This is a genomic window from Sorangium sp. So ce145 (assembly GCF_051525985.1).
Taxonomy (GTDB): domain Bacteria; phylum Myxococcota_A; class Polyangia; order Polyangiales; family Polyangiaceae; genus Sorangium; species Sorangium cellulosum_B.
On record NZ_CP150315.1, the window covers coordinates 12,519,139 to 12,540,739 of the forward strand.

The window sequence follows — 21,601 nt, forward strand, 5'->3', positions numbered from 1 at the left end:
CGCCCGTCGCGGCAGGCGAGCCGCGTCGTGTTGCCATGGGCGTCGCGCACCTCAGAGAGGCGGTAGGTCGAGCCGTCGGCCGATGTCGCGCTCGCAGGCGCCCGTGCTGTAGCGGCGCACGAACCGCGAGCCGAGGGGGCCGAGCAGCTCGACCCGAGAGGATTATCCCTTGCGGCTTGGGCGGCTGGAGCCGGTCGGAGGCCGAGGATCCGGCGGTGAGGCGGGCCTGGAGCCGGTCGGAGGCCGAGGATCCGGCGGTGAGGCGGGCCTGGAGCGGCCCGGAAGGCGGCTTTCCCGCGGCGCATCGGCTTCCGAGCGCTCCGGACGGGCTGTGCCCGTGGCACATGCCTCGCCGAACGGTTCGGAACGCGAGTTGCCGCAGGAGAATCGCGTTTCCCCGCGGCTACAGCGCGATCTTGGGGAGCTCGCCGCGGTCGACCGGCGCTTCCGTGCCCGCACGCTGCCGCCGGCCCTCATCGGGCGTGCCTGGGGATGTCGGCTGTCGACCTCCGCAATCATCGAACCAGCGTACGGTGTGACCGGCGACCGGACCTTGCGACGAGACCTCCGCGCCGCACCACGGTCGAGCGCCGGCTTGGGCGCGGGCCGTGCCGGATCGCACACGGTAGCTCCGGCCCCTCAATCCACCGGCCGAGCGCGTCGTCCCACGACTCGACGAGCTCCGAGCACGGCCCGTAGCGGAACGCTCCGAGGGCGCCACGGCCGCGCCACCAGGGCAGGGGGGCGTTCGGCCGCCCGCGTTTACAGCAGCGCTCATGGGAACCACGCTGCGACCCGCACCACCTCGCGCGCCGCGCCGGCCAGGCCCTCGTCGCCCGCGAGCGCGGCGATGAGCGGCGCGAGCTTCACGAGGGTCACGCCGTCGCCCGCGAGCGCGGCGTGGCGGAAGTCGCCAGCGAGCGCGTCGAGCAGGAGGCCGAACGCCGCGGCGGCTCCCTCGGGCGGGAAGTGGCGGGCCAGCGGGACCAGGTCGAGCAGGCGGTCCGGCTCGTCGGCGCCGAAGCGCAGGGCCAGGGGGAGGGCCTGACGCACCAGCTCGGGCGCGTGTACGGGGTCGTGGCGCGCCAGGAAGCCGAAGGCGCCCAGACGGCCGGCGTCGCTGAGCGGCCCGACCGCGGCGAGCAGCGTGTCGCTGTCGCCCCTCGCCGCGAACCAGGGCCCCACGTCGAACATCCGCAGCCCCGTAGCGGTCGCGCGGCTCGGCCTGCTGGATGGCCTCGTCGATTCCGCGCCAGCAGCCGCGCCGGCTCCGCGGCGAAGGGGAGGCTGCGGGCCAGCGCCCGCACGCGCGGCGCCGCCGGCAGCGCCTCGATCAGGTCGTCGGCGGGATCACCCAGCGCCCTGAGGCGCGGGATCAGGCTCTCGATGAGTTCGGCCGCTTGTTCGCCGAATTGGGGAGCGAGCGCCGCGGCGCGGCGAGCCTCCGGGGCGTCAAGGTGCGGCACGAGCCGCGCGAGCGTCCAGTGCTCGGCCAGGTCGTACGGCTCGAGGTGCTGCTCCACCGCGCCGAAGGCGGCGCGTACGCGCTCGGGATCGCCGAGGACCCGCGCGAGCGCGGCGAGCGCTCGCGCCCGCGCGGGTCCAGGCAGCGCCTCCGCGTCGGGCCAGAGCGCGTCGGCGACAGCACGCGGGAAATGCCTGGCGAAGACCTCGATATCGCCAGGATCGCCGCCGCCGTCGCGGAGGCTTCTGAGCGCCTCACGTGCGACCGCAACCCCTTCCTCCGGAGGCAGTGCTCCTGTCGCGACAAGCATCTGGTGCGCTCGCTTCTCAGCGTCCTCCGTGCTCCAAAACGCGGCGAGCGCTTCCCGCGCGAACGCGTGTCCCGTCTCGCCCCCGGCGCACTCGGCGAGGCTCAGGAGGACATCCCCACGGAATTCGGTCTCCTGGATGCGCCGTGCGGCGTCCGCGGCCCACGCGAGCACCTCGGCGCGCGCCGGGCCGGCCGCCATCGCCGCGCCGAGCGCGGTGAGCGCCCTGGCCTGATCTCGCTCGTCGGCGATCCGTTTCTGCCGGTCGATGGGCTCGACGCCGACGGGAGCATCACGGTCCTTGCGTCGGGCGCACCAGTTTAGGCTCGCCTCGACGAGGGCCGCGCGTACGGCGAGGGCCGTTGCCTCGCGACCCATGGGAAGCACCACGACGGCGCGACGGCGCACGCGCTCGAGGTCGGCGACGAAGCCGAGGTAGGCCTCGGGCCGAGCCATCCAGCGGGCGAGGTGCTCCTCGGTGACCAGCGCGGCGAATGCCTGGAGCGGTGCGTCGCTCTGCTCCATGTGCGCGCGCACGTAGGCGCAGGGATAGCCGTCTGGCGGGAGCGCTAGGAGCTGGCGGATCGACGTCTCGCGCGCGCCGAGGACGAGGTGCTCCTCGACCTCGCGGCGAGCCGCGTTCGAGCGGAACGCGTAGGTGCCATCGACGGCCGTGACGAGCGGCTCGATCCCGGCGAGGGCGCCCTCGATGGGCGCCCCGAGGGCGGCAGTGATCTCGTCCTCGGGGAGCCGGCCGTAGGCGACGGAGAGCAGGCCGAGGAGCTTGGCTGATGAGGCGCCCGCGGTCGCGAGCAGCTCCGCGGGATCGCCCGGTGTGGGCCAGGGCCGCACCGGCAGTCGATGGATCTGCGTGCGCGCCGGGTCGAAGCCGAGGCGCTGGATCCACGCGCGGGCCGCGGCGTCGTCGCCCTCGACGGTGGCGAGCACCTTGACGCGGGGGCCAACGGCGGAGAACAGCGCCGGCCAGGCGACGAGCGGCTCCGCCTCCTCGACGTCGGTGATCGCGAGCAGCAGCGAGGGTTCGTTCTCGGTCGGCCCGACGCGCAGGTGTTCCTGAGCGATCTGTCTACGCAACAGCCGAGGCTCGCCGCCTGCGTAGTCGGAGAGCACCCGCGAGACCAGCAGGGCGAGGATGTCACGCTCGAGCCTGAGATCAGGCCCGATTGGCACGAGCTGCGCACCGTAGGCGACACCTTCGTTCTGTGCACGGACCAGGTGGGCGGCCACGACCGCGCGCCGGCTCGCGCGCGAGCCATGCAAGATCGCATAGGGCAGCTCCGGCTCGTCGAGCCACCGGTCGAGCGCGGCCAGCGCGGCTCGTTCTGCGGGGTCGAGCGTGGTGCACGACGTCTCGTGCCAGGCGGAGCGACAGGCGCGCTCGACGGGCGCGGGGGCGAGGATATGGGGCGGGGGTGTTGTCATCGCACGCGTCGCTTGCCGTTGATGGGTCAGATTGGGCTTCCGTTGCGCCGTTCGCTGGGCGCTTCCTTCGTTGCGGAGCTGGCGCGACGTCTCCCCTCGCGGAAGCTTTTACCGCGCCACCGGGTGCGCGTCGGCGTGAGGCTTTCCGCGCCGATAGCGGCGCTCAGGGGAACCACGCCGCGACCTGCACCACCTCGCGCGCCGCGCCGGACAAGCCGTCGTCGCCTGCGATCGCGGCGATGAGCGGCGCGAGCTTCACGAGGCTCACGCCGTCGCCCGCGAGCGCGGCATCGCGGTAATCGCCTGCGAGCGCGTCGAGCAGGAGGCCGATGGCGGCGATGGCCCCTTCGGCCGGAAAATGGCGGGCCAGCGGGAGCAGCTCGAGCAGGCGGTCCGGCTCGCCGGCGCCGAGGCGCAAGGCGAGGGAAAGGGCGCGGCGCGTGAGCTCGGGCGCGTGCGCGGGATCGTGGCGCGCCAGGAAGCCGAGGGCGACCTGGTGGTGGGCGTCACTGAGCGTCGCGATCCAGGCGAGCATCGCGTCGCTGTCGCCCGTCGCTGCGAACCAGGGGCCCACGTCGAAGAACAGCCCGTAGCGCTCGAGCGGCTCGGCCTTTCGAACGACCTCGTCGATGCGCGCCCGCAGCCGCGCCGGCTCCGCGGCGAAGGGGAGGCTCCGGGCCAGCGCCCGCACGCGCGACGCTTCCGGCAGCGCCTCAAGCAGGTCCTCGGCGGGATCGCCCAGCGCGATGAGGCGCGGGATCAGCTCCTCGACGAGTTCGGCGGCCCGTTCACCGAACTGGGGCGCGAGCGCCGCGGCGCGGCGGGCCTCCGAGGCGTCGAGGAACGGCACGAGCTGCGTGACCCTCCAGTGCTGGTCCAGGTTGTATGGGTCGGGGTGCTGCTCCAGCGCGGCGAAGGCGGTGCGCACGCGCTCGGGATCGCCGAGGGCCCGCGCGAGCGCGGCGAGCACCTGCGCTCGCGCGGGCGCAGGCAACGCCTCCGCGTCGGGCCAGAGCGCCTCGGCGACGGCGCGCGGAAAATCGCTGACGAAGATCTCGGCACGGCCAGGATCTCCGGCACCGTCGCGGAGGCTCCTGAACGCCTCGCGCGCGACGGTGATCCCTTCCTCCGGAGGCAACTCCTTCGCCATGAAGAGCATCTGGTGCGCTCGATCCTCCGCGTTCTCCGTGGTCCGGAACGCGGCGAGCGCTTCCCGCGCGAACGCGTATCGCGCCTCGCCCCCGACGATTTCGGCGAGGCTCAGGAATGCGTCGCCGCGGAAGTCGGCCTCCGGGATGCGCCGTGTGGCGTCTTCGGCCCACGCGAGCACCTCGGCGCGCGCCGGGCCGGCCGTCATCGCGGAGCCGAGCGCGATGAGCGCCCTGGCCTGATCTCGCTCGTCGGCGATCCGCTTCTCCCGATCGATGAGCTCGACGCCGACGGGAGCATCGTGATCCTCGCGGCGGGCGCACGAGTTCACGCTCGCCTCGACCAGCGCAGCGCGCACCGCGAGCGCCGCGGCCTCGTGGCCCGATGCGAGCGCCTCGACTGCGTGGCGGCGCACGCGCTCGAGGTCGGCGACGAAGCCGAGGTAGGCCTCGGGCCGGGCCATCCAGCGGGCGAGGTGCTCCTCGGTGACCAGCGCTGCGAATGCCTGGAGCGGCGCGGCGGCCTGTTCCAGGTGGGCGCGCGCGTAGGCGCAGGGATACTCGTCCGGCGGGAGCGACAGCAGGCGGCGGATCGATGCGTCCCGCGCGTCGCGGTCGAGGCGCTCCTCCACCTCGCGGCGCGCCGCGTTCGAGCGGAACGCGTAGGTGCCCTCGATGGCCGTGACGAGCGGCTCGATCCCGGCGAGGGCGCTCTCGATGGGGGCCCCGAGGGCAGTCGCGATCTCGTCCTCCCGAAGGCGGCCGTAGGCGACTGAGAGCAGGCCGAGTAGCTCGGCGGATGCTGCGCCCGTGGTCGCGAGGAGCTTCGTGGGATCGCCCGGCGCAGGCCAGGGCCGCACCGGTAGCGGGTGGATCCGCGTGCGCGCCGGATCGAAGCCGAGGCGCTGGAGCCACGCGTGGGCCGCGGCGTCGTCGCCCTCGACGGTGGCGAGCACCTTGACGCGGGGACCCACGGCGGCAAACAGGCCTGGCCAAGAGACGAGCGGCTCCGCCTCCTCCACGTCGGTGATCGCGAGCAGCAGCGAGGGGTCGTCATCGGTTGGCCCCACGCGCAGATGCTCTTTCGCGATACGCATGCGCAACCACCGAGGAGGACCGCCACCGCAACCGGCGAGCAGCCGCGAGGTGAGCAACGCGAGGATGTCACGCTCGAGCTTGAGATCAGGCCCGATCGGCACGAGGTGCGCGGCGTACGCCGTGCCTTCCTGCTGCGCACGGACGAGGTGGGCGGCCACGACCGCGCGCCGGCTCGGGTGCCGGCCGTGCAAGATTGCATAGGGTCGGTCTGGCTCCTCGATCCATCGGCTGAGCGCGGCCAGCGCGCCTTGCTCTCCGGGGTCGAGCTTGGCGCGCGACGCTTCGCGCCAGGCGCAGCGGCTGGCGCGCTCGATGGGCGCGGGGGCGGGGATTCGGGGCCGGGGTCTCGTCATCGCGTGCGTCAGGTGGTGAACGGGGGGGTTGTGGAGCGCGTCGTCCGGATGTTCCGTTGTCGAGAGTGTCTATCCTGGCTGCTCTGCGTGATGTTCCCATCCCACCGCCCCATCTTGTTCACCTTGGTCTCCTTCTCTTCATTCGGGCCGACCACGCCGCCCTTCGCGTCCTCTCCGATGTTCGCCGGGTGGAGGCCGAGCTCGCGGAAGATCTGCGCGCACATGGGGCAGGGCGCCATGCCCTCGCCGGTCTTGTTCGTCGTCTCGATCGTCGCGCCGTTCCTGAAGCGCTTCTGAAGCTCGGCGCGCACCTCCTCGTTGGTCATGTCAGGCTTCCCCTTCGCCGTTCGCTGGGCGTTTCCTTCGGCGCGGATCTGGCTCGCCATCTTGTGCAGCGCGTCCACCTCGGCGCACGTTGTGTCTCCGGTCTGGCTCTCGCTGCGCGCCCTCTGCGCGTTCTTGACGGCCTCGGTGATCGCGGGGTCCTTGTAGTGCTTCTCGCGATGCTCCTCCGCTGTTCTCCCGCCGCGCACTCCCTGGCTCTTGCCCTCGATATCACCCGGCACCCCGCGGCGGTTCTTCGGATCGGTGAAGTCCTTGTTGTCGGGGTTGTTCCCCGCCGCGTTCCGGACCGTCGAGAACGGCATCAGCCCGCTCGGATCGACGAAGCGCGTCGGCGCGTTGCCGGCGTAGTCGAATCCGTTGAACCCGCCGTCGAGCCCCGCCGGGTCCGCGCTCAGGTACCGGCCGAGCGCGGGATCGAAGTAGCGGTAGCGGTTGTAGACGAGCCCCGTCTCCTCGTCCTCGTACTGGCCCGGGAAGCGGAGCGGCGTCGTGGTCCGCCCGCCCTCCTTCACCTTCGCGCCGAACGCCGACCGGTCGAGCTCGCACACCACCTCGCCCGCTGGGCCGACCAGGCGCTCCGGCGCGCCCACGTCGTCGTTGAGGTAATGGAACCACGGGCTCTCCTCGCGCCGCCCGCCCGCCACGCGCGTGTCGCGGTGGGCCCAGGGCGCGTACCGGGCCTCCTCGAAGCAGTACGTGCGCTCCTCCACCACGGGATCGCCCGACACCTGCGCCACGCGCTTGATCTCGTGGACGAGCACGCCGCCGTCCCACACGAAGCGCACGCTCGACAGCTCGCGCCGCCGCCCGTCGGGCGCTCGCTCGAACGTGCGCTTCCCGATGCGCCGCGCGAACGGATCGTAGCTGTGCTCGACCACCCTCCCGTCGGGCCTCTCGACCGCTGCGAGCAGCCCGAGGGCGTTCCACGTGTACCGCGTCAACCGGCCCTCCGCGTCGCGCGCGCTCATCAACCTGCCCGACTCGTCCCATGCGTACGTGGTGCCGCCCTTCTGCACCAGGCGGTTCCCGGCGCCGTAAGCGCGCTGCTCGCCGTCCGGCTCGTGGAGGTTGCCCGCGGCGTCGTACGCGAAGCGCTGCCCCCGGCCCCGCTCGTCGCGGATCCCCAGGAGCTGTCCCGCGGGGTCGTGCTCGAACAGCCTCCGGCCGAGCGCGTCGTCCCACGACTCGACGAGCTCCGAGCACGGCCCGTAGCGGAACGCCTGGTACACCGTCGTCCCCGGCGGGCGAGGGCCGACCCACTCGGGCCGGCCCTCGCCCGCGCCGGCCTTCGCAGGATGGCCCACCCAGCGCTGCGCCATGCGGCCGAGCGCATCGTAGACGACCTGGATGCGCCCGCCGTCCGGCAGCGCGCGGGCGATCTCGCGCCCGAGCGCGTCGTGCGCGACCCCGACCGCGGTGCGCCCGTCCAGCACCACCTGCGTGGCCCGGCCGCAGGCGTCCCGCGCGAAGGCGGCCGAGTGGCCCAGCGACGTCGTCCGCTGCACCACGTTGCCCATGAGATCGTACGCCCGCCGCACGACGAACGCGTCCCCCGAGGCGAGCTGCCGCTCCTCCACGACCCAGCCCACGGCGTTGCGTGTGAACGTGAGCTCCCCGGCGGGCGTGACGGCGGCGATCAGCTGCCCGCAATGATCGTACTCGAACGACTCCGTGGCGCCGTCCGGCAGGGTGCGCTGGACGAGCTGTCCGGCCGCGTCATAGGTGAACTCCGTGAGCTCGCCCGCGCCGGTCTTCTCGTGGAGGAGCTGTCCGGCCATATCGTGCCGGTAGTGCTTCTCCTGCCCGGCGAACGTCCGCTCGTACACCATGCGGCCCGCTGTGTCGTAGCGCATGAGGTACACGTCCCCCCGCGCGTTCTCGGCCCGCACGAGGCGGCCCTCGCGATCATAGCCGAGCCGGTTCACCTCGCCGTTCGGGCGGCGAATCGCGCAGACCTTGTGCAGGCCTCCCCGATCGAAGCGCGTCGAGGTGCCGTCCGGGTGGTCGACGCGCACGACGTCCCCATTGCGATCGTGGGCATAGCGGGTCACGCCCTCGTCCGGGTGGCGCACGGCGATGCGATCGCCCCGGTCGTTGTAGGCGTACGACGTGATGTTCCCGAGCGCGTCGCGCACCGACAGGCAGCGTCCCCAGGTGTCGTAGACGTGCTCGGTGACGGCGCCTATCCCGTCGATCTTCTGGATCACGTTGCCGTGCGCGTCGTGGAGGAAGCGCGTGCGCGCGCCGTTCGGCGCTACGGTGTCCGTGATGAGCCCCCGCGCCTCGATGCGCACCTCGAAGGTCGCGCCGATCGGATCGGTCCAGTACAAGGCGCCCGCAGTGCGCGTCACCTCCGTGACGCCGCCGCCCGGGTCGGTGACGCGCCGGATGTGCCCGTCCGGCTCGCGCTCGATGACGGTGGTGCGGCCCAGCGGATCGCTCACGCGGAGCGCGCGGCCGCGGGCGTCGCGGACCCAGGTCGTCGTGGCGCCGAGCGGGTCGGTGAACGAGCGGAGATTGCCGTTCTCATCGTAGGTGCGGCTGTAGACGGCCCCGCCGGACACGGCCTTGTCGAGCTTGCCAAACTCATTGGCGAAGTAGCGGTGCACGGTGATCGAATCCGCCACCTCCGAGTACCCGTCGTCGCCGTAGACGAGCTTGCAATGGTAGATCCCCCGGGCCTTCGTGCCATCGGCGAGCGTATCGGGCACGCCCTGCGCGAGGCCGAGGCGCCCCGGATCGGGGTGATCGCCCCAGGTCTCGACGCAGCGGCCACGCTCGTCGTACCGGAAATGGAAGGTGAGATCCTCGGGATCCGTGCGCGATGTCAGCCGGTGATCGTCGTAGGTGTAGCGGGTGACGCAGCCCTCGGCGTCGGCATCGGCGACGAGGTCGCCGCGCTCGTCGTAGGTGTAGCCCCGGAGGGTCACCCACCTCCCTCGCTCGGGCGCGTTCTTGACCTCGAGCGCGGCGATGCGGCCGTCGGGCGCGCGCCGCACGCGCACGACGCGGCCGGCGGCGTCGGCGATCGACTCGATACCCCCCTCGCGGTAGGTGAGCCGCGTCGTGTTGCCATGCGCGTCGCGCACGGCGGAGAGGCGGTATGTCGAGCCGTCGCGCTCGGAGAACAGGTAGAACGTGCCGGCGGCATCGTCGAGCACGAACCCGCTGGCGTCGCGGGTCAGGACCCAGCCGTCGGGGCCTATGCCCGCGTCCCCCTCGGCGATGGGCTCGAACGAGAGCTCCGCGCCCGTGTCGGTCCACAGCACGGTGCTCTGGCGCCGCACCTCGACGGCCCACGCGAACGAGTGGACCCAGCCGAAGCCAAGGCCGACGTCGCGCTCGTGGGCGCTCGTGCTGTAGCGGCGCACGAACCGCAAGCCGAGGGGGCCGAGCAGCTCGAGGTCGACCACGGGATCGGTGAACACGTGGCCGGTGGCGACGTCGACGGGGTCGCCCTTCGACACCTTCCCGCTCTTCTTCGACCCATGGTGGTTCGGGCAGCCGGAGCCGTCGCCGCCCGCACCGCCGCATGCCGACTTCCCGCCTCCGTTGGCGCCGTTGCCCCCGTTGGAGCCGTTGGCGCCTTGGTCCTTGCCGCTCCCCTTGCCGCCCTTTCCGCCCTTGCCCCCGCTGCCGCCGCCGCCGCCCATGATGAAGACGCCGGGATTCATGCCGGGGATCGCGGGGATATTCGGGACGGGGGCCGTGCGCGCCATGGGAGCGAGCGTAACAGGGGGGCACAGCACCTGAAAGGCGCATCCTCCTCCTGCGGGCGCACAGGAGCGCACATCGACGCGATCGGGCCGCCGAGAGGTCCGTCGCGCTGCCTCCTCGTCCGGCCTGCCCCAACACGGTTGGCATCTCCGTGTACCCCCGCAGCTCCGTGGAATTTTGCGCATTCCCGCGCATTGGGCTCATTTGCGCGCTCGATGTTGCGGCGAGAGGCGAGCTGTCAGTATCGTGCGCACCATTCGCCCATTCAGGAGCTCTGCCGTGCACAAGATCTACCTCGTCCTTTCCGCAGCATTCCTCGTCACCTCTACGGCCTGCTCGGATGAATCCGATTCCAGCGGTACGAGTAATGACCAGGCCAGCAGCAGCAGCGCTTCGACCAGCAGCGCCTCGGGCAGCGGTACCGGAGGCAGCGGCGGGTCAGGGAGCACGGGTGTCGGAGGAGGCGGCGCTGCTGGGACGGGCGGATCGGGCGGCGCAGGCGAGGGCGGCGCAGGCGAGGGCGGCGCGGGGACCGCTGGCGGGCCCGCTACCGGGGCCGGCGGGGACCCGGGCACCTCATCGCTGGGTTTCTTCGTGTCCACCCCGAGCGACAGCGGCGGTGATCTCGGAGGGATCGCCGGCGCGGACGCGACCTGCCAGGCGCTGGCGGCCGAAGTGGGCGCCGGCGGCCGCACGTGGCGCGCGTACCTGAGCACGAGCACGGAGAATGCCCGCGATCGCATCGGCAAGGGGCCCTGGGTCAACGCCAAGGGCGTCACGGTGGCCGCGACTGTCGAGGCGCTGCACGCGCTGCCCGGGGGCAACCCGGAGCTCTTCGTCGATCACAAGGGCAACCGCATCAACGGCCAGTGGCAGGGCTCTCCCACGCCGAACGAGCACGACATTCTCACGGGCTCGGCGGCGGACGGCACGGCCCTGGCCGCCACGTGCAACGACTGGACGTCGTCCACCGCCACGCCTGGGCCGCAGGTGGGGCACTCCGACGGCCTCGGTCCGGGCATGAACGGCAGCGCCCCCTACAACTCGTGGAACTCGGTGCACGCTCCCGCCGGTTGCAGCCAGCAGCAGCTCGTGGCGGTGGGCGGCGCGGGCCGTATCTACTGCTTCGCCGCGGATTGAGCCTTCGCCCGGCTCAGGCGGTCGCGCCGGGCTGGATGCCGTTCAGCGCCATCATCTTCCGCCGCTCGTCGTCCTTGTTGAGGCCGCGGTACCGCTCGTCGAGCTTCGCGATATCGAGCTTCAGGATACGGCCGTAGAGCGAGAGGGCGACCCCGACGATCGACGGGTGGCAGGCGGACTTCACCCGCTCATCGTAGTAGGGATACGCCGCCTCGTGGAAGCTGCGCAGGTTGTAGAACGGGATGCCCGGGAACTTGTGGTGCTCGTTGTGGTACGTGACGTTGTTCCAGAGGAAGTTCGTGACGCGCGCGCTCGTCCCGTAGGTGCGAGAGCTGTAGGCGTCCTCCCCCGGGAGCATCTCGTAGTGCTCGATCATCGAGGTCACGCTGGCGAGGATGGCGCCGAAGACGAACGGCAGGAGATAGAAGAAGAAGAACACCTGGAACGGCATGACCCAGTAGAAGAAGGCCATGAGGCCCCAGAAGCCGAGGAGCTCCAGGTTCATCCTGACGCGCTGGAGCGGCGACAGCCGCTTCACGTACCGCGCCATGCAGCCGAGAAAGTAGAGCGGATAGGCGAACGTGTAGACGGCGAGGAGCAGGAGCCTCGCGAGGACGGGGTTCCGCGTGTAATCCGTGACGACGAAGTTGTCGACGTCAGGGTACGTGTTCGCGATCTTGTGATGATGAAGGTGGTAGTTCGTGTACAGCGTCACGCTCATGCCGGTCGGCGCCCAGCACAGCAGGGCGATGACGTACGAGGTGAGCTTCGAGCGCGAGCAGCTGCCGTGGACGGCGTCGTGCGCCACGGCGCCGAGGCCGCGGACGAGGTTGGCGATCAACCACGAGCAGGCGACCCCGATCGGGATGGCGAGCGGGTGGTGCTGCGTCGCGTACAGCACCCACGTGACCGCGGCCCAGATGCCGAAATGAAGCGGGATCTTGAGCAGGTGAATCGGGTTGCGCCTGTAGGCAGCCTGCAGCAGCTCCCGCGGTACTGTGTCCATGCCGGCCATGCTGATCTCCGTGTTTCTCGCGCGTGCGCGGCCCGGAACTTCGCAAAAAACAGGCGGGAAAACAAGAGCACGCCCGCTTTTTGCCTCCGCGGCGCGAATGGGTCTACGCGCCGGCGCAGGGGCCGGCGACAGGGCTTCGCGCCGCTTGAGGGGCGCGTTCGCCGCCGCTAAGACGCGGCCATGGGGACGCGCATCGAGAAGGACAGCTTCGGGCCGATCGCGGTGCAGGACGACCGCTACTGGGGGGCGCAGACGCAGCGTTCCCTCGAGAACTTCCGGATCGGGGGCGAGCGCTTCCCGCGGGAGATGATCGCCGCGCTCGCCACCGTGAAGAAGGCGGCGGCGCTCGTGAACCGCGATCTGGGGCTCCTGCCGGCGGACAGGTGCGCGCTCATCGTCGCGGCGGCCGACGAGGTCATCGACGGCAAGCTCGACGACCACTTCCCGCTCGTCGTCTGGCAGACGGGCAGCGGCACCCAGACCAACATGAACGTGAACGAGGTCATCGGGAACCGCGCGATCGAGATGAGCGGCGGGGTGATGGGCTCGAAATCGCCGGTCCACCCGAACGACGACGTGAACAGGTCGCAGAGCTCGAACGACGTGTTCCCGACGGCCATGCACGTCGCCGCCGCGCTCCAGATCGAGCGCCGCCTGCTCCCGGAGGTCCGCCGGCTCCGTGAGACCCTGGCGCAGAAGAGCGCGGCGTTCGCGGACATCGTCAAGATCGGCCGCACGCACCTGCAGGACGCGACGCCGCTCACGCTCGGGCAGGAGTTCTCCGGCTACGTGGCGCAGCTCGACGCCGGCATCGCCGCGGTGGAGCGCGCGCTCCCGCCGCTGCGCGAGCTGGCGCTCGGGGGCACGGCGGTCGGGACGGGGCTCAACGCCCACCCGGAGTTTCCGGCGAAGGTCGCCGCCAGGATCGCCGAGCTCACGGGGGCGCCCTTCGTCACCGCGCCGAACAAGTTCCAGGCGCTCGCGTCGCACGACGCCCTCGTCGCGGCGCACGGCGCGCTGAAGGTGCTCGCCTGCAGCCTGACCAAGATAGCGAACGACGTCCGCTGGCTCGCGAGCGGGCCGCGCTGCGGGATCGGCGAGATCACGATCCCGGAGAACGAGCCGGGCAGCTCGATCATGCCGGGGAAGGTGAACCCCACCCAGGCCGAGGCGATGACGATGCTGTGCGCGCAGGTGCTCGGCAACGACGTCGCGGTCGGCATCGGCGGGGCGAGCGGCAACTTCGAGCTCAACGTGTACAAGCCGCTCATCGTGCACAACGTGCTGCAGTCGATCCGGCTGCTGGCCGACGGCTGCGCGTCGTTCGAGGAGCACTGCGCGCGGGGCATCGAGCCGAACCGCGAGCGCATCGAGCGGAACCTGCGCGACAGCCTGATGCTGGTGACCGCGCTGAACCCGCACGTGGGGTACGACAACGCAGCGAAGATCGCCAAGAAGGCGCACGCCGAGGGCACCACGCTGCGCGACGCGGCGCTCGCGCTGGGGATCCTCGATGGCGAGGCGTTCGACGCGATCGTGCGGCCGGAGAGGATGATCGGGCCCTCGGCGGAGGGGGCGGGCGGGGCCGGGGCGAAGAAGGGGTAGCGCCGGGCTCCCCGGCCCGAGGGCCGCCGGGTGACCCTCCTCGGGTCGTGGCCCGGAGCGCGCCCGGAGCGCCCGGCGCGGCTCAAAAGCCGGTAGGCTGGCCGTTGGGCGTACTATCCATGTCAAAAAATGTGAGGCTCGTGAAAGGTAAGGTTGTCGTCGAGGATAAATTTACCTCATTGGAGGAGGAGGTTATCAAAGCCAGGTATGGGAGCAAGAGCGTGTTTGAGTTTTGGAGAACCAATCATGCGTCCTTGTCGTTCCTGAAAGAGCTGAGCGGTATTGAAGACCTGAGCTTCGTGAATGCAAAAATCGAAGATCCTTCTTCGCTTTCATGTCTGACTACGCTCAAGAGATTGTTCTTGAATGGCGTGAAGGTGAGCTCAGGGTTTGGGTTCTTGTCGGATCTGAGCCGAGTCGAGGAGCTGCACCTGTTGAATATGAAGGGTGAATTGGCGCTTCCCAGCCTCGAGGGCCTGGGTTCGCTGAAGAGTTTTCGTGTTTGGGGGTGCAAGAGATTTTCGGATGCTTCAGCGCTAAAAGAGGTCCGGGGCCTGGAAGAAGTGGAGTTTATCGATACGGCCATGGAGCCTGATGATCTTCTTGTGCTGTTCGAGAAGGCGTCGATAAAATATATCGATTCGCGGTTCAGGACAAAAAGGCAAAATGATGTCTTCTCGGAGTACTTGGTGAAGTTCAATAAGAGTCAATATCGTGATCCTTGACGGGGCGACGCGACGAGGCGGAGGCTCTGCTGCGCGCGAAGCCTTGAAGGAGGCTCCTCCTGCTCGTCCCGTCGATGGCGTCCAGCAGGAGAAGGGCGGCAGCGCCGTCTGGCACGTCCGTGAGCGGGACGGCGAGCGTCGCCTCGCCGGCCCAGGGCACACGCGCCGCTTCGCCGCGCCCCGTGGCTCGGCGGAGACCCGCGACGATCCGGTCGCTCAGCGCACCTCGCGTGTTGCCGCCGTGGGCGTCGGGACGTAGTAGCCGCGGGCGAACAACACGACGTGTCCTCCCGCGTCGAACACCAGATCGAGCGCATCGCCCTGGCGCAGGACGTGAGGACGCTCGCCCGCGGCGCAGTACGCAGGGCTCGGCGTGACGTCGCAGCTGCGGGGGTGGATCCGCGCGCCGCCTGCCTCGACGAACACCTCGTCGAGGAACGTCACCTCGGCCTTCTCCTCGGAGATCCGGATCGTGATCGGCCCGGCGCCGTGGTCCCCGAGATCGAGCGACTGCACCGTCGCCGCGCGCGCGCCGCGCACGTCGCGGAGGATCTCGCCGAGCCTGCGCTGCTTCCAGTACACCTCGGGGCTCGGCTCGATCTCGACATGGATCGATGTGGCGCCGGCCGACAACACTCCGCCGGCGCGCAGCGTGATCTGCTCGTCGCCGGGCACGCCGTCGATGTCGCCCGCGGTGGAGAGCAACACGGCCGCCGACTCCGACTCCGGCTCCGGCGCCGCGCCGTGCCCTGCGTCGGCCCCCTCGGTCGCCGTCGACTCGGGTGTGTCCGGCGAGGGGGCGCCGACCGGTGCGGCCACGATCGTGTCGGCCGACTTCGGCGGTTGCGCGATGACCGGCGAAGGTGTCGGCTGGCACGCCTGATTGCACGCGGCGGCCGCGAGCGCGATGACAAGCAGGATGGCAGAGCGATGGTGCATGGAGGAGCTGCGCCGAGGCGCCAGGACAGGAGGCTCGGATACCTGGGGAACGTCAAGCCCGACGCGGCTAGCTCCCGAGCCGCTCCTTCAGGGGCTGCACCAGAGCCGCGGAGACGGCAACCTCTCTGTCGGAGTGGAAAGCGCTGGCGGGCGCGCGCAACCTTATCAAGGAACGGCCCACGGTAGCCGTACCCGTGCGCCGGGAAGGATCCCCTGCTCGCCAGGCAGGTTCCAGACCACCGGCGACACGGGCAGCACCACCGGCGCGAGCGTGACCTCATAGCGGCCCAGCTCGAATGTCGCGCCCGCCTCCGGAAACCCCTGCGTCGGGTCGTCGAGCCCCACCAGCGCCTCGGGATCCTCAAGAATGTCCGAGGACGGAAGCTCCGGCGCGCTCGCTTGCGGCAGGTCGCTCACCCGCTGTAGCGCCTCGTCGACCACACGCTTCCAGTTACGTCCCATCTGCGCGGACGGAAGCTCCGCTGCGAGCGCCTCCAACCGCGCCTTGAACTGTGCGTCGGACAGCACCGTCGCAGTCCGCTCTGCGGGCGACCGGGGCGGCGGCCCGACCTCCTGCGCCTGCGCCAGGCCAGGCGCAACCAGCACCGCGAGCAGCGCCACGGCAGCTCCGTGCATTCTCCTGCACACCCTCATTCACCACCTCCTTTGCGCGCCTTCGCGCGGCTGACGGACATCCAGCGAGAGGTCGACCGCGCGGAGCGCCGGTCATTCCGGCCTTCCGTGCGGCGGCGGGGCGAGCCCGCCTCCGGGAACGGGCGGCGATCGACGTCGATCGTCGCGGGGTTCGGGAGCCATCAGTGTACGCCCATCGCAGGTGCCCGGAAAGGGCAACACGCCTGGTGCGCGCGGGGGTGAGGCGGCGCGTTGACACCCTGTCGACACGTGGGATAGACGAAGGCGCCTGCCAGCGGCGCTGTCGCCGAGTTCGTTGCGATTCCTCTCGCCCGCCGGCCAGCACGGACGCCAATGACACCTTGCGCATGGACTCGTCGCGGTGCGGATCCTCGATGTACCCGGCCGCGGCGCCGCGGGGGCAGCACGGCGCTGGACGGCGCTGTGCTCGCCCTTGTCCTCCCGGCAGCGGTGGCGCTCTGGTGTCCGCTGGCCGGCGCGCAACCCGCCCAGCGGCTGCCAGCGCAGCCTCCAACCGCCGACGCGCTTCCGGTTCCCCCGCCCGTCGCGCCGACCATCCCGGTCGCGCCGCCGCCCGGCGCGGCTCCCCCCGGCGGCGCGCCGGCCACGCCACCTTCCGGAGCTGCGCCGCCCAGCGGCGCGCCGGCCACGCCACCTGCCGGGGCCACGTCCGGCACCCCCGCGGCCACGCCGGACGCATCGCCTGCCACCGTCGCGCCGTCCGCTGTCGCCGCACCCGGAGCAGCCGCCGCCAGCACGTCGCCGGCAGGCGCCGCGCCGTCCAGCGCCGCGCCGCCCGCCGCGGCCGCGGGCGTGCCGCCGCCCGCCGGGGCGGCCGCCGCGCCGGCCGCTGGCGGACCGCCGTTCCAGCTCGCGATCGGCCGCCTCGTGCTCTCTCCCCTCGTGCTCGTGCAGGCGCAGGCTGTCCCCTACGTGGGCGAGGACGCCTTCCTCCAGGCGGGCGACGTCGCCGAGGGCCAGGGGTTCCGCCTGCGGCGCGCGCGCGTCGGCTTCGCGGGGAGGCTCGCCGGGTACGTGCCGTTCGCGGTCTCGGGCGAGCTCGCCGGGGGCGCGGACGGCTCGGCGCGGCTCTCCGAGGCGTGGATCGGCTACGCCCACTTCCCGTTCGCGAACCTCTATCTCGGCGCGCACGACGTGCCGTTCAGCCGCTCCGCGATGGCCGGCGCCGGCGAGGGCGCGCTCATCGAGCGGCCCCTCGCCGTGCGCGCCATGGCGCCCTCCCGCCAGGTCGGCCTCCACGTCGAGGGGCACTTCCGGGGCAGGGCGTTCAGCTACTTCGCCGGCATGTTCAACGGCTTCCAGCGCTCGGATCAGTTCTTCGTCGGCTATGTCGAGAACGCCGCGAGCTTCGGCAACCGCTTCGACCACATCGCCTACGTCGCGCGGCTCGCCACCGAGCCGCTCGGCCCCCTCCCGCGCTCGGTGCAGGACCTCGCCGTCTCGCGCCTCCGCGTCGGCGCAGGCGCGAGCTACTTCTTCAGCGACGGCGGGACGCGCGACATCCACGGCATCGGCGCCGACGTCCTGGTCCAGGCCGCGGGCGCGCACGCGCTGGCCGAGCTCCTCTGGAACCAGAGCGACCCCGAGAGCACCCCGACGCAGCCGCTCGGCCAGCTCGCCCCGGTCACGTCGATAGGGCTCGTCGGCGAGGTGGGTTATTTCGCGAGGCGCATCAAGCTCGGCGTGAGCGCGCGGTTCGAGTGGCTCGATCCCAACCTCGATCTCTCCGACGAGACGGACAGCTGGGCCCTCACCGCCGGCGCGAGCTACCACTTCATCGACAACACGCTCAAGGCGCAGGCCGACTTCACCCACCGGCAGGAGCGCCACGGCGTCGCGCTCGACAACGACGCCGTGGCGCTGCAGCTGCAGCTCAACCTCTAGGCACCGAACAGCTTGGAAACCAGAGAAATGAACCGCCAAGGCGCCATGAGACGCCAAGAAAAACACAAAAATCTTGGCGTCTCATGGCGCCTTGGCGGTTCGACTTCTCGCTGCTTGCATGCGGCTTCGACCCGCTTGTCGTTCTAGCGGCCCGCCATGCGAAAACGCCGCTCCGCCATCGCGTCGTTCGCCCTGCTCGGCCTGGTCGGTTGCGACGAGCCGAACCTCCTGCGCGCCAAGCCGATCGAGGACCGGTTCGAGCTGGTCGGCGGCCCGGTGGCGATGGCCGATGTCGGCGATTTCCTTTTGGAAAACGACGAGATCCGGGTCGCGATCCTCGGCCCGCGCCACTCGCCGGGGCCGGGCGTCTACGGCGGCTCGCTTGTCGACGCCGACCTGCGCCGCCCCGATCCGCGCTTCGCGAGCGCGTCGGGCCGCGACCGCTTCGCCGAGTCGTTCCCTGTCGCCAACCTGCTCGTGCCCGACCCCGGCGCCACCGAGGTCTTCGTTGTCGACGACGGCTCCGACGGGCAGGAGGCGATCGTCCGGGTCGAGGGCGACGGCGGCTTCCTCTTCCACGCGCTCGGCGTGCTGAAGACCCAGGAGGACCTGCTCGGCCTCCTGTTCGATGGCCTCAAGCCGGCGATGCGCTTCCGCACCGACTACGTCCTGCGCCCGGGCGAGCGGTTCGTCACGATCCGCACGACGCTCCTCCTGCCGGACGAGGTGCTCGGGTGCCCGAGCGTCGCCTCGTGCGCGCTCGAGTGCGAGGACGGCCTCGCGTCGGGCGACGACGGCTGCCCCGTGTGCACCTGCGGGGAGCCGCTCTCGCTCGACAACTACGCGGGACCCTCGGACATCTTCAGGGGCATCCTTGGCGACGAGCGGAACGGAGATCCCGAGCGCAAGGGCGGGATCGTCGCCGGCGATTTCGTCTTCTTCGGCAACCAGAACGACATCTTCGGCCCCGGCATGGGCTTCGACGAGGAGAAGGCGGTGTTCGACGCCCTCTTCGCCGGCCGGGACACGTTCCAGCAGCCGCTCAGCTTCGACTTCGTCGCCGCGGCGGGCGGCGACGTCAGCTACGGCTATTTCACGAAGGCGCCGGAGGGCGGCCCGCCTTCCACGGTCAACGTCCCCGTCTTCACGAGCGCGGCGACGGCCTTCCTGAGCGCCGGGCGGAGCTGCCTCGCGGCGGACTCCGACGACGAGGCGTGCGACCGGAAGCGGTCGTTCACCTACGAGCGCTACTTCGCCGTGGGCGAGGGCGACATCGCGAGCGTCGCCGAGGTGGTGTACGGCGCCCGGGGCACGCCGACCGGCGCGCTCGAGGGCGCCGTGCGGTGGCGGTCGACGGGCGCGCCCGTGCCGAACGCGCGCGTCCATGTCTTCCGCGACCCCGACCCGGGCGCCGCCTTCGCGAGCGTCGACGCGCTGGTCGAGGCGAACCTCGCGCGCTCGGGGGACGTGGGGCTGCTCAGCTCCATCGACGCCGACCTCGGGCTCGATCCGGTGGAGGACGGCGATTTCCACGCGCGGCTCGCGCCCGGCGGCTACCTGCTCGTCGCCGAGAACCCCGAGGGCACCGCCGTGTCGGCGCCGATCCGCGTGGCGCTCGGCGCCGGGGCCACGGTCTCGGTGGCGGCGGAGCTGCCGAGCCCCGCGCGGCTCGCGTACCGGGTGGTCGACGAGGGGGGCCGGCTCGCGCCCGCCAAGCTGACGTTCGTCGCGCTCGACGCCGCGGGGCGGCCGCTCGAGGGCGACGGCACGAGGCGGGTCTACCTCGGCCACGGCCGCCTCGGCAGCGGCGTCCGGCAGATCGAGCGATCGGCGACGGGCGAGGGCGCGGTCGAGATCGAGCCCGGGCGCTACCGCGTCCTCGCCACGCGCGGGCCCGAGTTCGGCCGGTTCGAGATCCCCGACCTCGAGGTGCGCGCCGGGGAGGTCCGGCGGATCGAGGCGGTCGTGCCGCGCGAGGTCGACTCGACGGGCTGGATGTCGATCGACATGCACCTGCACCAGCGCCCGAGCTTCGACAGCGGCCTGCCGCTCGAGGAGCGGGTGACCTCGGCGGTCGTCGAGGGGCTCGACGTCGCGGTGACCACCGACCACGACGTGCACACGGATCTCGCGCCCGCGGTGAGGCAGCTGGGGCTCGAGCCGCACCTGAAGACGGCGGTCGGCGCCGAGGTCTCGACGCTCGAGCTCGGGCACTTCATCGGCTTCCCCCTCCGCTACGACGAGCTCGACGTGCCGGATCACGGCGTCTTCGACTGGGTGTGCCGCGCGGGCGGGGACGTGATCGACGGGGTGCGCGGCACGGCGGCGGAGGGCGAGGACGCGCTCGTGATCGTCGCTCACCCGCGCGACGGGTTCATCGGGTACATCGACCAGCTCGGCGTCGACCCCTTCACGCTGCGCCGGTCGATCCCGACGCTCGAGGCGAGCAACCCGCTGTTCCAGGCGGGCAGCTGCGATTTCGACGCGATGGAGGTCTTCAACGGGAAGCGGCTCGATCTGCTCCGGACCCCCACCGTGCAGGAGGTCGTCGATTTCAACCGGTGCCTGTCCCGGATCGACGCTGCGACGGACGAGGCGTCGCTCCGCGCGGCGTGCGCCGAGCTTCCTTTCGGCCTGCCGGCGTGCAAGCCTGGCGAGCGGTACGCGGCGTGCCAGCAGCGCGCCCGCTCGGCGCTCGCCTGGAGCGTGACCAAGCGGATCCTGACGAGGACGCCCGAGGAGCAGGACGCCGTCTGGGACTTCGACACGACCGCGGCCGACGGGGAGGCGCTCTGCCTGGGAGGCGACGGCGGCGCGGTCCCGCCGGAGGACGCGGATCGGCCGTGCACCTTCCACGCGGGCCAGGTCGACGACCTGTTCCGCTACCTCGACCACGGCTTCTCGCCGACGCAGGTGGGGAGCAGCGACAGCCACGGCGCCTCGCTGGAGCCGGGCTTCCCGCGCACCTATTTCCGCTCGCGGACCGACCAGCCGGCGGCGCTCGATCTCGCCGAGGCGACGGCGTCGCTCCGCGCGGGCAGCGCGTTCGCCACGTACGGGCCATTCGTCCGCGCGAGCGTGGGCGGCGCGACGTTCGGCGGCGTGGCGCGCGTCGAGGGCGACACGGTGCCGCTCGACCTGCGGATCGAGACGGCGAGCTGGTTCGGCGTGGATCGCGTCGAGGTCTACGTGAGCGGCCGCCTGGTCCGGGTGCTCGAGCCGCCTTCGGGGCCGTCGGCGATCGTGGACGTCGACGAGCGGCTCGAGCTGCCGGCGCCGCCGTCGGACGGCTGGGTCGTGGTGGTGGCGATGGGCCTGCGCGACGAGAACCTCCTCACGCCGGTCGCGCTGCCGGTGTCGTTCGGCGAGCTCCAGCTGCCCCGGGTCGCGAGCCTCGCGTTCACGCAGGTCGAGGCGCTCTCCCGGTTCTTCACGGCGTCGCCCCCGGTCCCCGACTGGTACCCGGTGGCGCCCTACGCGGTCACGAACCCCATCTTCCTGGATCGCGACGGCAACGGCGCCTACGACGCCCCGCGCGGCCCGCCCCCGTTCTGCGCGAGGCCGTGCGACCCGGCCGTGCTCGATCCGTCGCAGTGCCCGGAAGGGCAGCAGTGCCTGGTGAACGAGCGCGTCTGCGGGATCTTCGTGCTCGGCCGCTGCGAGGACAGGCAGGCGTCGCCGTAGCGCTCAAACGATGGCCGCGCGGGCGCGGCCCGCGCGCAGACCTCACCAGCGGGCGGGG

At 71.6% G+C, this 21,601-nt stretch carries 11 protein-coding genes; 5 read left to right on the top strand and 6 right to left on the bottom strand.

All coding sequences use genetic code 11. The features are described from left to right. Window positions 1–875: 875 nt before the first annotated feature. The 3 genes from WMF34_RS46675 to WMF34_RS46685 all read right to left on the bottom strand — a co-directional run bounded on the left by WMF34_RS46675 (window position 876) and on the right by WMF34_RS46685 (window position 9,878). Complete coding sequence (locus tag WMF34_RS46675) at window positions 876–3,215, bottom strand: hypothetical protein (protein WP_437991870.1); 2,340 nt, start codon at window positions 3,213–3,215, stop codon at window positions 876–878. Window positions 3,216–3,378: 163 nt separating this feature from the next. Then, window positions 3,379–5,814 (bottom strand): hypothetical protein, encoded by a 2,436-nt coding sequence (locus WMF34_RS46680; RefSeq protein WP_437991871.1) that lies wholly within the window; start codon window positions 5,812–5,814, stop codon window positions 3,379–3,381. An 8-nt stretch (window positions 5,815–5,822) separates the two neighbouring features. Beyond that, on the bottom strand, window positions 5,823–9,878 hold the full coding sequence (locus tag WMF34_RS46685; protein ID WP_437991872.1) for an RHS repeat-associated core domain-containing protein: 4,056 nt from the start codon (window positions 9,876–9,878) through the stop codon (window positions 5,823–5,825). A gap of 592 nt (window positions 9,879–10,470) precedes the next feature. Here WMF34_RS46685 and WMF34_RS46690 point away from each other — a divergent pair. Further along, entirely contained in the window at window positions 10,471–11,016 is a 546-nt protein-coding gene (locus tag WMF34_RS46690) for a hypothetical protein (RefSeq protein WP_437991873.1), read from the top strand. A 13-nt stretch (window positions 11,017–11,029) separates the two neighbouring features. Here WMF34_RS46690 and WMF34_RS46695 read toward each other — a convergent pair whose 3' ends face one another. Next, window positions 11,030–12,022 carry a fatty acid desaturase family protein gene (locus WMF34_RS46695; RefSeq protein WP_231864611.1) on the bottom strand — a complete coding sequence of 331 codons (993 nt, stop codon included), beginning with the start codon at window positions 12,020–12,022 and terminating at the stop codon, window positions 11,030–11,032. Window positions 12,023–12,211: 189 nt separating this feature from the next. On the opposite strand from WMF34_RS46695, the gene fumC reads away from it, so the two are divergent. Beyond that, entirely contained in the window at window positions 12,212–13,636 is a 1,425-nt protein-coding gene (gene fumC, locus WMF34_RS46700; RefSeq protein WP_437991874.1) for a class II fumarate hydratase, read from the top strand. Window positions 13,637–13,776: 140 nt separating this feature from the next. Further along, the gene (locus tag WMF34_RS46705; protein WP_437991875.1) at window positions 13,777–14,361 is read left to right on the top strand and encodes a hypothetical protein; all 585 of its coding nucleotides are present in this window, start codon (window positions 13,777–13,779) and stop codon (window positions 14,359–14,361) included. A gap of 216 nt (window positions 14,362–14,577) precedes the next feature. On the opposite strand, the gene WMF34_RS46710 is transcribed toward WMF34_RS46705, so the two are convergent. Together WMF34_RS46710 and WMF34_RS46715 are read right to left on the bottom strand one after the other, a co-directional pair. Then, on the bottom strand, window positions 14,578–15,300 hold the full coding sequence (locus WMF34_RS46710; RefSeq protein WP_012241740.1) for a hypothetical protein: 723 nt from the start codon (window positions 15,298–15,300) through the stop codon (window positions 14,578–14,580). Window positions 15,301–15,465: 165 nt separating this feature from the next. After that, window positions 15,466–15,921 (bottom strand): hypothetical protein, encoded by a 456-nt coding sequence (locus WMF34_RS46715; RefSeq protein WP_437991876.1) that lies wholly within the window; start codon window positions 15,919–15,921, stop codon window positions 15,466–15,468. Between the two features lie 456 nt (window positions 15,922–16,377). On the opposite strand from WMF34_RS46715, the gene WMF34_RS46720 reads away from it, so the two are divergent. Together WMF34_RS46720 and WMF34_RS46725 are read left to right on the top strand one after the other, a co-directional pair. After that, window positions 16,378–17,859 (top strand): porin, encoded by a 1,482-nt coding sequence (locus WMF34_RS46720; RefSeq protein ID WP_437991877.1) that lies wholly within the window; start codon window positions 16,378–16,380, stop codon window positions 17,857–17,859. A 156-nt stretch (window positions 17,860–18,015) separates the two neighbouring features. Further along, window positions 18,016–21,543, top strand: coding sequence for a PHP domain-containing protein (locus WMF34_RS46725; protein ID WP_437991878.1), 3,528 nt, complete (start codon window positions 18,016–18,018; stop codon window positions 21,541–21,543). Window positions 21,544–21,601 lie beyond the last annotated feature (58 nt).

Bases quoted from the DNA above. Each gene is read 5' to 3' on its own strand.
- WMF34_RS46675 (WP_437991870.1), bottom strand. From the start codon at position 3,215: ATGACAACACCCCCGCCCCATATCCTCGCCCCCGCGCCCGTCGAGCGC.
- WMF34_RS46680 (WP_437991871.1), bottom strand. From the start codon at position 5,814: ATGACGAGACCCCGGCCCCGAATCCCCGCCCCCGCGCCCATCGAGCGC.
- WMF34_RS46685 (WP_437991872.1), bottom strand. From the start codon at position 9,878: ATGGCGCGCACGGCCCCCGTCCCGAATATCCCCGCGATCCCCGGCATG.
- WMF34_RS46695 (WP_231864611.1), bottom strand. From the start codon at position 12,022: ATGGACACAGTACCGCGGGAGCTGCTGCAGGCTGCCTACAGGCGCAAC.
- fumC (WP_437991874.1), top strand. From the start codon at position 12,212: ATGGGGACGCGCATCGAGAAGGACAGCTTCGGGCCGATCGCGGTGCAG.
- WMF34_RS46710 (WP_012241740.1), bottom strand. From the start codon at position 15,300: ATGCACCATCGCTCTGCCATCCTGCTTGTCATCGCGCTCGCGGCCGCC.
- WMF34_RS46725 (WP_437991878.1), top strand. From the start codon at position 18,016: ATGCGAAAACGCCGCTCCGCCATCGCGTCGTTCGCCCTGCTCGGCCTG.